This is a genomic window from Achromobacter sp. Marseille-Q0513 (genome assembly GCF_018195695.1).
Taxonomy (GTDB): domain Bacteria; phylum Pseudomonadota; class Gammaproteobacteria; order Burkholderiales; family Burkholderiaceae_B; genus Achromobacter.
The window spans coordinates 66,684-78,357 of record NZ_JAGTJY010000005.1 but is presented as its reverse complement, the minus strand read 5'-3'; the positions used below and the strand labels follow the sequence as shown (position 1 = coordinate 78,357).

Here is an 11,674-nt window from a genome sequence, read left to right as displayed (position 1 = left end):
CTCCCCCCCCCTCTCCCTTCCCCCCCTCCTTCCCTCTCCCTCCCCCTCCTCCTTCTGGCCGGGATCACACCCTTTCACTTCACTCACCCTCCCCCCCCCCCCCACCTCCCCCTTCCTCCCCTTCCCTCTCTCTTCTCCCCCTTCTCCCCCCTCCCCTCGGCCGCCGCCATGGCGGGCAGCTCCCCCTGCCTGGTACTGTTCCTCTCCCTGGCCGCCGTGGCCGCCCACAAGGGCCTGATCTCGGCCAGCAATGTGCAGCCGCAGGGGTTGAGCGTGCGCATCGAGCTGCCGCTGGCGACGGATTGAGACGGCAAGCCTCGCCTGTCTGACGGTCCGGGCTCCAGGCCCTCGGCCGCCACGCCGCGAGCAAGCCTTCAGTCGCGGCTGTCCCGAATCCCGTCCGCCAGCCTGGGCAGCACCCGCAAGGCATTGGCCGTCGTCGCCCCCGCCACCTGCTCCGGCGTCAGCCCGCGCAGTTGCGCCAGCGTGTCCGCGATGCGCGCCAGCTCGCCCGGCCGGTTGCGCCGGTCGGGCGGATGCAGCCAGGCAGGCGGAATGTCCGGCGCGTCGGTTTCCAGCACCAGATGCTCCAGCGCCATGTCGGTGGCGTGGCGGCGGATCTGCAATGCCCGCTCGTAGGTCATGGCCCCGCCCATGCCCAACGCGAAACCCAGGTCGACGAAGGCCTGCGCCTGTTGCGCGCTGCCGTTGAAGGCATGGGCGATGCCGCCGATGCGGCCATGGCGGCGCAGGTGCTTGAGCAGGATGTCCTGCGACTTGCGCACGTGCAGCAGCACCGGCAGGCCGAATTCGGCGGCCAGCGCCAGCTGGGCCGCGTAAAAATGTTCCTGGCGCTCGCGCGGCGCGCCGGAGGCGATCTCCGGCACGAAGAAATCCAGCCCGATCTCGCCGATGGCGACGAAGCGCGGATCATCCAGCGCGTCCTGTACAGCCTCGCGCAAAGCCCGAAGATCACCCTCGTCCGCGCGTTCGACGTACAGCGGATGGATGCCCAGCGCATAGGCGCCGCCGGCGGTGCGCCGGGCCAGGTCGCGCACCACGCCGAAGTTGGCGCGTTCGACGGCGGGGATCACGATGGCGCCGATGCCGGCCGCCAGCGCGTGCGCGGCCACCTCGGGCCGGTCGGCGTCGAATTCGGCGGCGTCAAGATGGCAATGGGTGTCGATCAGCATGCGCGGGCTCCTGGTGGGCATTGTGCGCCCGCGCCTGCCCGGAAGGCGCGCCTGCAAGTCCATCGGACGCGCAAGCGGCGTCCGCCCGGACTCGCGGCGCGAAAACGATCAGCCCGAAACCAGGCGGCCGTTTTCCATCAGCAGTTGGCGGTCGGCGCGCGCCGCCAGCTCCGGATCGTGCGTGACGATGGCGAAGGCCGTGCCGGACTCCCGGTTCACGCGCGACAGCAGCTCGAACATATTGTGCGCGGTATGGCGGTCAAGGTTGCCGGTGGGCTCGTCGGCCAGCACGCAGGCCGGCCGCGTCACCAGCGCCCGCGCCAGCGCCACGCGCTGGCGCTCGCCGCCGGAAAGCTGGCCGGGATAATGCTCTTCGCGCGCGGCCAGGCCGACCATGCCCAGCACCTCGCGCGCGGCGGCGCGGGCCAGTTCGCGGTCCTGGCGCCGCACGATCAGCGGCATGGCGACATTGTCCAGCGCCGAGAATTCCGGCAGCAGATGGTGGAACTGGTAGACGAAGCCCAGGCTCTGGTTGCGCAGCGCGCTCTTGCGCGCCTCGGACAGGCCGACGGCCAGCTTGCCGTCCACCGAGACCGAGCCGCTGGACGGCACGTCCAACAGGCCCAGGATGTGCAGCAGCGTGCTCTTGCCCGAGCCCGAGGCGCCGACGATGGCGACCATCTCGCCGCGCGCCACGGTCAGGCTGACGTTGTTCAGCACGTCGATGCGCGTCGGCCCTTCGTCGTAGAACTTGACCAGCTGATCGGCCTGCAGCGCGGGGGTGGCGGAATCAATCATGGCGCAGCACCTGTGCGGGTTGCAGGCGCGAGGCGCGCCAGCTGGGATACAGCGTCGCCAGCAGCGACAGCACCAGCGAGGTCAGGCCGATGGTGACGATATCGCTGACCTGCGGGTCGGACGGCAAGGCGCTGATGAAATACACCTCGCGCGGCAGGAACTGCACGCCCAGCAGGCGTTCGATGAAGGGCACGATCACGTCCACGTTGTAGGCGATGACGATGCCGCCTGCCACGCCCAGCAGCGTGCCGATGACGCCGATCAGCGCCCCCTGCACCAGGAAAATGCGCGCCACTTCGCCTGGCCCGGCGCCCAGCGTGCGCAGGATGGCGATGTCGGACTGCTTGTCCTTGACGGCCATCACCAGCGAGGACAGCAGGTTGAACGCGGCCACCGCCACGATCAGCGCCAGGATCAGGAACATCATGCGCTTTTCGGTCTTGACCGCGGCGAACCAGGTGCGGTTGTTGCGCGACCAGTCGCTGGCCATCATGTAGGGCGGCAGCACCTGGGCCAGCTCGGCGGCCACCTCGGGCGCCTTCTGCATGTCGGCCACGCGCAGCCGCACGCCGGCCGTGCCGCTGTCGCGGAACACGCGGGCGGCGTCCTCGTCGTCGACGAAGGCCAGCGAGGAATCGTATTCGTAGTGGCCGGAGGAGAACACGCCCACCACGGTGAACTGGCGCATGCGCGGGGCGAAGCCGGCCGGGCTGATCGAGCCTTGCGGCGCCATCATCATCAGCGTATCGCCGACCTTCACGCCCATGCCGTCGGCCAGCTCATTGCCCAGCACCACGCCAAAGCCGCCCGGTTTCAGGTCGGACAGCTTGCCCGTGACCATCTGCCTGGGCAGGTCGGACACGCCGCCCTCGGTGGCGGGATCGATGCCGCGCACCTGCACGCCGCGCAGCGCCTGCCCGCGCACCAGCATGCCCTGCGCCGCCACGAAGGGCGCGCCGGCCTTGACGGCGGGATTCTTCTTGGCGGCGTCGGCGTACTGCTGCCACTGGTCCAGCACGCGCTCGGGCGCGGCGCCGGGTATGTAGAGCTCGATGTGCGGCAGCACCGACAGCATGCGGTCGCGCACTTCCTTCTGGAAGCCGTTCATGACCGACAGCACCACGATCAGGGCGGCGACGCCCAGCGCGATGCCCGCCATCGAACTCGCGGCGACAAAGGAGATGAAGCGATCGCGGCGGCCGCGTCGCTGGCGGATCCGGGCCAGCCCGGCATAGCGGGCGCCGATCCAGAATTCGTAGGGTATTTTCAGCACGAGCGCATTATTGCATTAACGGCCAGGAAATCGGGGCCGCGGATGTGCGGTTCCAAGACCAGGCGTATCCACCTATGGCAGGCGCCGGTCGGCCTTAGTTCCCGGCATCGCCAGACTACAATCCCGCCCATGCTGATCGTGATACCGGGCGCCCTGCCCGCCCTCCCCGTGGCCGCCGAGCTGGCCAAGCTGCTGCCCGAGCGCGCCCCCGCGCTGCACGTCTGGCTGCAGGCCGGCGCCGCGCGCGCCGAACCCTACGACCTGCGCGCGCACGGCTGCACCGCCTTCGAAGCCTGGCAACTGCGCCGCGCCGGCCACCAGCCCGAGGCCGGCCTGCCCCTGGGCGCCGGCCTGGGCCCCTTGCTGGCGCAGGACCAGCCCCAGGACGGCGAGCCGGTCTGGCTGGCCGAACTGGCGCACCTGGCGCTGGGCGCGGACCAGGCCATGCTGGCCGATCCGGACCAAATGGACCTGCGCGCCGAGGAAAGCGCCGCGCTGTACGACACCGTCCGGCCGCTGTTCGACGGCACCGGCTTCGCGGCCGAGCCGCTGGACGCGCGCCGCTGGCGCCTGCGCCTGCCCGAAGGCCTGCGGCCGGCCACCGCCAGCCCGCTGGCCGTGGCCGGCCGCAGGCTGAACGACTGGTGGAAGCAGGACGCCGAAACCCGTCCGTGGCGCCGGCTGCTCAATGAAATACAGATGGCCTGGCACGACCATCCGGTCAACGAGGCGCGCGCCGCGCGCGGCGTGGCGCCGGTCAACGCGCTTTGGCTGTACGGCGGCGCCCGCCCCTGGCGCATCGCGCCGCCCGGACAGGAGCTGATCCTGGACGGCCTGGACGCGCCGCAACGCGCGGGCGACTGGGCCGCCTGGCTGGACGCGCTGCCCGCGCTGGACGCGCAGCTGCGCGCCCGGTCCGGCAAGCAAGGCCTGCCCGACGCCCCGACCAAACTGCTGCTGCTGGGCGACGACCGCAGCGTCGCCCTCACCCTGAAACCGCGCGGCGGCCTGCTCAGCTGGCTGCCCGCGCCCAAGAAGAACTGGAGCGCCTGGTGGTCTCACCCCGCTTGACCGTACGCCCCGCCAACCAGGACGCGCTGCGCGCCCTGCAGGCCTCGGGCATCCATCCCCTGCTGGCGCGGCTGTGGGCCGCGCGCGGCGTCACGCATCCCGACCAGACCAAGCTGGCCTGGCCCGCGCTGCTGCCGCCGGCCGGCCTGACCCATTCGGCGCACGCCGCCGGCGTGCTGGCCGATGCCATCCAGGCCGGCCGCCGCCTGCTGATCGTGGCCGACTACGACTGCGACGGCGCCACCGCCTGCGCGGTCGGGCTGCGCGCGCTGTCGGCCATGGGCGCGGACGTGGACTTCCTGGTGCCCAACCGCTTCGAGACCGGCTACGGCCTGTCGCCGGCCGTGGTCGACCTGGCCGTGACCCATCGCAACGGCAAGCCCGACATCATCATCACGGTGGACAACGGCATCGCCAGCGTCGACGGCGTGGCCGCCGCCAATGCCGCCGGCATCGGCGTGGTCATCACCGACCACCACCTGCCGGGCGACACGCTGCCCGACGCGCTGGCCATCGTGAACCCCAACCAGCCCGGCTGCGGCTTTCCGTCCAAGAACCTGGCCGGCGTGGGCGTGATCTTCTACATGATGCTGGCGCTGCGCGCCGAGCTGCGCCGCCGCGGCGTCTACGCGGCCGACGGCGGGCCCAGGCTGGACGCGCGGTCCGACCTGGTGGCGCTGGGCACCGTGGCCGACGTGGTCAAGCTGGACGCCAACAACCGCCTGCTGGTCACGCAGGGCCTGCAGCGCATGCGCGCCGGCCGCCTGCAACCGGGCCTGCGCGCCCTGTTCGCCGTGGCCGGCCGCGAGCCGCGCAGCGCCAATGGCTTCGACCTGGGCTTCGCGCTGGGTCCGCGCATCAACGCCGCCGGACGCCTGGCCGACATGAGCCTGGGCCTCGCCTGCCTGACCACCGACGACGAGGCGCAGGCCCTGGAGATGGCGCGCGAGCTGGACAACATCAACCGCGAACGGCGCACCATCGAGGCCGAGATGCGCGAACAGGCGCTGGCCGCGATGGAAGAACCCAACGCCGCCGCCGGCGCCACGGTCTGCGTGTTCGACCCGGGCTGGCACCAGGGCGTGGTCGGCCTGGTGGCCTCGCGCCTGAAGGAAAAATTCTGGCGTCCGACGCTGGCCTTCGCGCCGGCCGGCGATGACGAGATCCGCGGCTCGGGCCGCTCGATTCCCGACGTGCACCTGCGCGACGCGCTGGACCTGGTGTCCAAGCGCCACCCCGACCTGATCCGCAAGTTCGGCGGCCACGCCATGGCGGCCGGCCTGACGCTGGGCCGCAACGATTTCGCCGCCTTCGCCCCGGCCTTCGAAGCCGCGGTGCGCGAGCTGACCGGACGCGATTCGTTCGAGCCCGTCATCGAGACCGACGGTTCGCTGGAATCGGGCTACGCCAACGCGGAAGTGGCCGGCCTGCTGCAGCAGCAGGTCTGGGGCGCCGGCTTCGCCGCGCCCCTGTTCCTGGACGAATTCACCGTGCGCAACCAGCGCCTGGTCGGCGAGAAGCACCTGAAGCTGTCGCTGGAACGCGGCCAGCAGCGCTTCGACGCCATCTGGTTCGGCCATGACCAGTCGCTGCCCGAACGCATCCAGGTGGCCTACCGGCTGGAGCAGAACGTGTGGAACGGGATGGTGTCGGTGCAGCTGGTCATCGAGCACGCTGAATAGTAGGCCCACCCCCGAGCGCTACGCGCTCCCCCCTCAAGGGGGCGCCACTGCGGACCGGCAAAGCCGGCTCCGCGTGGCCCCGGTCTGGGGGCGAGCGTCTTTCGCTGGAATGCGGTTGCCGCGGGCAGGCTGGATGTGGCCTTGCCCGCGGCTTGGCGCTGTCTACTTATTGACCAGCTTGGCGGGCTGCGCGAGCGCCACCAATGCGCCGACCACCAGGCAGCCGGCCAGCATGTACAGGCCGGTGTTGGTGGTGCCTGTCATGTCCTTGAGCCAGCCGACCAGGTAGGGGCTGACGAAGCCGGCCAGGTTACCCACCGAGTTGATCAGCGCGATGCCGGCCGCGGCGGCGGTGCCGCCCAGCAGCGCGGTCGGCAGGCTCCAGAACAGCGGCAGCACGGTGCAGATGCCGATGTTGGCAACCGTCAGCGCGACGATGGCCAGGACGGTGTTGCCGCTCCACACCGCCGAGAACAGTAGGCCCAGCGCGCCGAACAGCGCCGGAATGGCGACGTGCCAGCGGCGTTCGCGGTTGCGGTCGGAGTTGCGCGCGATCAGGATCATGCCGATGACCGCGAACAGGTTGGGCACCGCCGTCAACAGGCCGATGGCCAGCGGGCTTTGCACGCCGGTCGCCTTGATCAGCGTCGGCATCCAGAAGCCCACGCCATACAGGCCCATCACGAATGAGAAGTAGATCAGCGCCATGGCCCAGACGCGCGGCTTGGCCAGCGCGGCGCGGATCGGCGGGTCTTCCTTGTGCTGCTCCTCGGCGGCGATGTTGCGGATGAGCACGGCCTTTTCATTGGCGGTCAGCCACTTGGCCTTGTTGATGCGGTCGTCCAGCCACAGCAGCACCAGCACGCCGATGATGACCGAGGGGATGCCTTCCAGCAGGAACAGCCACTGCCAGCCCGACAGGCCGTGGTCGCCGTGGAAGGTGTTCATGATCCAGCCCGAGATCGGTCCGCCGATCAGGCCCGACATGGGTACGGCCGTCATGAAGAAGGTGGTGATGCGCCCGCGCCGCGCGGCCGGATACCAGTAGGTCAGGTACAGGATGATGCCGGGGAAGAAGCCCGCCTCGGCCGCGCCCAGCAGGAAGCGCAGTGCATAGAACATGTGCACGCTGGTCACGAACATCATGCACGAGGAAATGATGCCCCAGGTGATCATGATGCGCGCGATCCAGACGCGCGCCCCGACCTTGTGCAGGATGATGTTGCTGGGAATCTCGAACAGGAAGTAGCCGATGAAGAAGATCCCGGCGCCCAGCCCGTACACCGTCTCGCTGAATTGCAGTTCCTGCAGCATCTGCAGCTTGGCGAAGCCCACGTTGACGCGGTCCAGATAGGCCACGACGTAGCAGACCACCAGCAGCGGCACCAGCCGCCACCCCACCTTGCGGTAGATCCGGTCTTCCTCTGACGCCGGAACCGCCGGCGCCGTGCCGGGGGCCATGGTGTTTTCCATTGCTAGTCTCCTGTCCTCTGTCGGGATGCGGCTGGCGGCCGGCCAGCCTGGCGGCGCGCCGGTTCCGCCTTGGGAGCGGCCGGCGCCACGCCAGCCTAGAACCCGTCGATTGACAGAAAGCTGAACAATCCTCCGGACCTCGTGCAAACCCCTAGCCCCCCTTCAGGCCGCCCGCGCCGGAGGGCCGGACCCGCGCCCCGCTCCCTCATCCGTCCCCTTCCTCCGCATTCCGCCCGCAGCTCCGCCCCAACCACGGTAAAATGTTCGGTTTCGCACAAAAGTCATCAAGATAGGATCAATCATGGAAGCCGAACGTCAGAACCAGCTCGCCGCCCGCCTCGCCGACTACGCGGAGCGCGAACAGGCTCTACGGAGGTATCTTTGACTACGATGCCAAAGCCGAACGCCTGCAAGTCGTAAACGCCGAGCTGGAAGACGCCTCGGTCTGGAACGACCCCAAGCACGCCCAGGACCTGGGCCGTGAAAAGAAAGCCCTGGAAGACGTGGTGGAAACGCTGACCGCGCTGGGCAGCGGCCTGTCCGACTCGAACGAGCTGTTCGAGCTGGCCGCCTCGGACGACGATGACGCCACCCTCGAATCGATCGAGCTGGACGCCAACGGCTTCCAGGAAAAGCTGGAAGCGCTGGAATTCCGCCGCATGTTCTCGAACCCGGCCGACCCGCTGAACTGCTTCCTGGACATCCAGGCCGGCGCCGGCGGCACGGAAGCGCAGGACTGGGCCTCGATGCTGCTGCGCCAGTACCTGAAGTACGCCGAGCGCAAGGGCTTCAAGGCCGAAGTGCTGGAAGAATCCGAAGGTGAAGTCGCGGGCCTGAAGTCCGCCACCATCAAGATCGAGGGCGAGTACGCCTTCGGCTACCTGCGCACCGAGACCGGCGTGCACCGCCTGGTGCGCAAGAGCCCGTTCGACTCGTCGGGCGGCCGCCACACCTCCTTCGCCAGCGTGTTCGTCTACCCCGAGGTCGACGATTCCTTCGAGGTCGAGGTCAATCCGGCCGACCTGCGCGTGGACACCTACCGCGCGTCCGGCGCCGGCGGCCAGCACATCAACAAGACCGACTCGGCCGTGCGCCTGACGCACATGCCGACCGGCATCGTGGTGCAGTGCCAGAACGACCGTTCGCAGCACCGCAACCGCGCCGAAGCCATGCAGATGCTGAAGTCCAAGCTCTACGAGCTGGAAATGCGCAACCGCATGGCCGAACAGCAGAAGCTGGAAGACTCCAAGACCGACGTGGGCTGGGGCCACCAGATCCGTTCCTATGTGCTGGACCAGAGCCGCATCAAGGACCTGCGCACCAACGTGGAAATCTCCAACACCCAGAAGGTGCTGGACGGCGACCTGGACCCGTTCATCCAGGCCAGCCTGAAGCAAGGCGTCTGAGCGGCCCGTCCCTTACATCGATCGCATCCGGAGGTCCCTGAATGACTCACACCGTCGCCATCCTCACCGGCGCCTCGCGCGGCATCGGCGCCGCCATGGCGCGCCAGCTGGCCAAACCGGGCACGCGCCTGATCACGCTGGCCCGCCGCGAGGATCCCGAGCTGGCCGCGCACGCGCGCGCCCAGGACGCGCAGCTGGAGCAGCTGTCCGTGGACCTGTCCGACCTGGGCGCCGCGGAACAGGCCGCCGAGCGGATCTGCGCCGCGCTGCCGCGCGACGCCAAGCGCTACCTGCTGATCAACAACGCGGGCACGGTGCATCCGGTGTCCGGCACCGACGCGCTGATCGACGGCCAGGCCATCGCCTCGGCCTTCAACCTGAACGTCACCGCCGTCATGCTGCTGACCGCGCGCTTCCTGGCCGCGATCGAGGACCTTCCGGCCGACCGCCGCGTGCTGAACATCTCCTCGGGCGCGGGCCGCAATCCCAACGCCGGCTGGGGCGTGTACTGCGCCACCAAGGCGGCGCTGGACATGTACTCGCGCGTGGTCAAGCAGGAACAGGGCGAGACCGGCGCGCGCATCGTCTCGCTGGCGCCCGGCATCGTCGACACCGACATGCAGGTCGCGATCCGCTCCAGCGACCCGGCGCATTTCCCCGCGCTGTCCAAGTTCCAGGAATTCCACGCCACCGGCAAGCTGTCCTCGCCCGCCAACGTGGCCACCCGCATCCTCGCCTACCTGGATCGCGACGATTTCGGCACGACTGAAATCGACGACATCCGCAATTACGACTGATCCCCAACCATGACCGACCACACGACCGCTCCGGCCACCGCCCAGGATGAAAACCGCTTGATCGCCGAACGGCGCGCCAAGCTGGCCAAACTGCGCGAAACCGGGGTCGCGTACCCCAACGACTTCGTTCCCGACGCCCGCGCCGCCGCGCTGCACGACAAGTACGACGGCCAGGAGCAGGAAGCCCTGGCCGCCAACCCCGTCATCGTCAAGGTGGCCGGACGCATGATGCTCAAGCGCGTCATGGGCAAGGCCAGCTTCGCCACGCTGCAGGACAGCAGCGGCCGCATCCAGATCTACCTGGAACGCGGCGCGCTGGGCGAGGACGTGTACGCGGCGTTCAAGCAATGGGACATCGGCGACATCATCGCGATCGAGGGGTCGGTCTTCAAGACCAACAAGGGCGAGCTGTCGGTGCACGCCACCACCGCGCGCCTGCTGTCCAAGTCTCTGCGCCCGCTGCCGGACAAGTTCCACGGCGTGGCCGACCAGGAACTGCGCTACCGCCAGCGCTACGTCGACCTCATCATGACCGACGCCACGCGCCGCACCTTCGAGGCGCGCAGCAAGGCCGTGGGCAGCATCCGCCAGTTCATGCTGAACGCCGGCTTCCTGGAAGTGGAAACGCCGATGCTGCACCCGATCCCGGGCGGCGCCGCGGCCAAGCCCTTCGTCACGCACCACAATGCGCTGGACATGGAAATGTTCCTGCGCATCGCGCCCGAGCTGTACCTCAAGCGCCTGATCGTGGGCGGCTTCGAGCGCGTGTTCGAGGTCAACCGCAACTTCCGCAACGAAGGGGTCAGCCCGCGCCACAACCCTGAATTCACGATGATGGAGTTCTACGCGGCCTTCGCGGACTACCGCTGGCTGATGGACTTCACCGAAGAGCTGATCCGCCAGGCCGCCATCTCGGCCACCGGCAGCGCCGTGCTCACCTATCAAGAGCGCGAGCTGGACCTGTCCAAGCCCTTCGACCGCCTGACCATCTGCGAAGCCATCCTCAAGTACGCGCCCGGCTACACCCAGGCGCAGCTGGACGATGCCGCCTTCGTGCGCGCCGAGCTGAAGAAGCTGGGCGCCGACGCCGACGGCCCGGTGCTGTCGCGCGCCGGCCTGGGCGCGCTGCAGCTGGCGCTGTTCGAGGAAACCGCCGAAGCCAAGCTCTGGAACCCGACCTACATCATCGACTACCCGGTCGAGGTGTCGCCGCTGGCGCGCGCGTCCGACACGCGCGAGGGCATCACCGAGCGCTTCGAGCTGTTCATGACGGGCCGCGAGATCGCCAACGGCTTCTCCGAGCTGAACGACCCCGAGGACCAGGCCGAGCGCTTCCGTTCGCAGGTCGAGGCCAAGGACGCCGGCGACGAGGAAGCCATGTACTACGACGCGGACTACATCCGCGCGCTGGAATACGGCATGCCCCCGACCGGCGGCTGCGGCATCGGCATCGACCGCCTGGTCATGCTGCTGACCGACAGCCCCAGCATCCGCGACGTGATCCTGTTCCCGCACCTGCGCCGCGAGGACTGAGGCCGGGAGCCGCGCCATGTTCTTCAAGATCCTGGTGCTACTGGCGGTCGCCGCCGGACGGGTCTACCTGATCAAGCACCCCCGGCGCGGCCAGGCCGCCGGCGCCTTTCACGCCGCGCCGGCGCGGCGCAAGCCGGCCTTCGTCGCGCTGTGCGTCGGCGCCGCGCTGTCGCTGCTGGCCTCGCTGATGAGCGCGGTGCTGTGGATGGGCGCGGTGGCCGGCGGCGTGACCGGCGGCGGCTATCGCGGCCAGGCCGACTACCTGCTACCCGTGGCGGGCCGCCCGCTGGCGCCGGCCGCGGCCTGCGGCGGGGGGGCGGGCTTCCCCCGCCCGGGGCGGGGGGCCCCCCCCCCCGCCGCCCCGCCCCCCGCCCCGCCCCCCCCCCCCCCCGCCCCGCCCGGCCGCGCGGCGCCCGCCCCGCCCCCCCGCGGGGCACCCCCCCCCCGC

Annotated in this window: 11 protein-coding genes; 7 read left to right on the top strand and 4 right to left on the bottom strand. The window is 69.7% G+C overall.

Translation table 11 applies throughout. From position 1 onward, the window contains the following. The first annotated feature begins 168 nt into the window (after positions 1 to 168). On the top strand, positions 169 to 306 hold the full coding sequence (locus KDH83_RS02725; protein ID WP_212312659.1) for a hypothetical protein: 138 nt from the start codon (positions 169 to 171) through the stop codon (positions 304 to 306). A 68-nt stretch (positions 307 to 374) separates the two neighbouring features. Here the strand turns inward: KDH83_RS02725 and KDH83_RS02720 are convergent, their stop codons facing one another. The 3 genes from KDH83_RS02720 to KDH83_RS02710 all read right to left on the bottom strand — a co-directional run bounded on the left by KDH83_RS02720 (position 375) and on the right by KDH83_RS02710 (position 3,216). Then, a complete protein-coding gene (locus KDH83_RS02720; protein ID WP_212312651.1) occupies positions 375 to 1,193 on the bottom strand; it encodes a TatD family hydrolase in 819 nt (272 codons plus the stop codon). Between the two features lie 108 nt (positions 1,194 to 1,301). After that, the gene (locus tag KDH83_RS02715; RefSeq protein ID WP_212312649.1) at positions 1,302 to 1,991 is read right to left on the bottom strand and encodes an ATP-binding cassette domain-containing protein; all 690 of its coding nucleotides are present in this window, start codon (positions 1,989 to 1,991) and stop codon (positions 1,302 to 1,304) included. After that, positions 1,984 to 3,216, bottom strand: coding sequence for a lipoprotein-releasing ABC transporter permease subunit (locus tag KDH83_RS02710; RefSeq protein ID WP_249204789.1), 1,233 nt, complete (start codon positions 3,214 to 3,216; stop codon positions 1,984 to 1,986). The genes KDH83_RS02715 and KDH83_RS02710 overlap by 8 nt, the downstream gene beginning before the upstream one ends. Positions 3,217 to 3,393: 177 nt before the next feature. Between KDH83_RS02710 and KDH83_RS02705 the strand changes: the two genes are divergently transcribed. Together KDH83_RS02705 and recJ are read left to right on the top strand one after the other, a co-directional pair. Beyond that, the gene (locus KDH83_RS02705; RefSeq protein WP_212312645.1) at positions 3,394 to 4,335 is read left to right on the top strand and encodes a hypothetical protein; all 942 of its coding nucleotides are present in this window, start codon (positions 3,394 to 3,396) and stop codon (positions 4,333 to 4,335) included. Further along, on the top strand, positions 4,317 to 6,017 hold the full coding sequence (gene recJ / locus KDH83_RS02700; RefSeq protein WP_212312644.1) for a single-stranded-DNA-specific exonuclease RecJ: 1,701 nt from the start codon (positions 4,317 to 4,319) through the stop codon (positions 6,015 to 6,017). The genes KDH83_RS02705 and recJ overlap by 19 nt, the downstream gene beginning before the upstream one ends. 162 nt (positions 6,018 to 6,179) lie before the next feature. Here recJ and KDH83_RS02695 read toward each other — a convergent pair whose 3' ends face one another. Next, positions 6,180 to 7,478: an MFS transporter gene (locus KDH83_RS02695; RefSeq protein ID WP_249204787.1), complete on the bottom strand. Its 1,299-nt coding sequence runs from the start codon at positions 7,476 to 7,478 to the stop codon at positions 6,180 to 6,182. 313 nt (positions 7,479 to 7,791) lie between these two features. Between KDH83_RS02695 and prfB the strand changes: the two genes are divergently transcribed. From prfB to KDH83_RS02675, 4 genes are all read left to right on the top strand, one after another. After that, positions 7,792 to 8,896 (top strand): peptide chain release factor 2 gene (prfB, locus tag KDH83_RS02690; protein WP_212312642.1). Its coding sequence is split into 2 segments (ribosomal slippage): positions 7,792 to 7,872 and positions 7,874 to 8,896, totalling 1,104 coding nucleotides; the frame shifts between segments, so codons are not numbered across the junction. A gap of 41 nt (positions 8,897 to 8,937) precedes the next feature. Beyond that, positions 8,938 to 9,693, top strand: coding sequence for an SDR family oxidoreductase (locus tag KDH83_RS02685; protein ID WP_212312641.1), 756 nt, complete (start codon positions 8,938 to 8,940; stop codon positions 9,691 to 9,693). 9 nt (positions 9,694 to 9,702) lie between these two features. Further along, on the top strand, positions 9,703 to 11,226 hold the full coding sequence (gene lysS, locus KDH83_RS02680) for a lysine--tRNA ligase (RefSeq protein ID WP_212312640.1): 1,524 nt from the start codon (positions 9,703 to 9,705) through the stop codon (positions 11,224 to 11,226). A 16-nt stretch (positions 11,227 to 11,242) separates the two neighbouring features. Further along, positions 11,243 to 11,674: hypothetical protein (locus KDH83_RS02675; RefSeq protein ID WP_349291593.1), on the top strand; the 432-nt coding region annotated here is incomplete at its 3' end.

Excerpts from the sequence above, each read along its gene's own strand:
- KDH83_RS02725 (WP_212312659.1), top strand. The coding sequence starts at position 169 with ATGGCGGGCAGCTCCCCCTGCCTGGTACTGTTCCTCTCCCTGGCCGCC.
- KDH83_RS02720 (WP_212312651.1), bottom strand. The coding sequence starts at position 1,193 with ATGCTGATCGACACCCATTGCCATCTTGACGCCGCCGAATTCGACGCC.
- KDH83_RS02715 (WP_212312649.1), bottom strand. The coding sequence starts at position 1,991 with ATGATTGATTCCGCCACCCCCGCGCTGCAGGCCGATCAGCTGGTCAAG.
- KDH83_RS02705 (WP_212312645.1), top strand. The coding sequence starts at position 3,394 with ATGCTGATCGTGATACCGGGCGCCCTGCCCGCCCTCCCCGTGGCCGCC.
- KDH83_RS02695 (WP_249204787.1), bottom strand. The coding sequence starts at position 7,478 with ATGGCCCCCGGCACGGCGCCGGCGGTTCCGGCGTCAGAGGAAGACCGG.
- KDH83_RS02685 (WP_212312641.1), top strand. The coding sequence starts at position 8,938 with ATGACTCACACCGTCGCCATCCTCACCGGCGCCTCGCGCGGCATCGGC.
- lysS (WP_212312640.1), top strand. The coding sequence starts at position 9,703 with ATGACCGACCACACGACCGCTCCGGCCACCGCCCAGGATGAAAACCGC.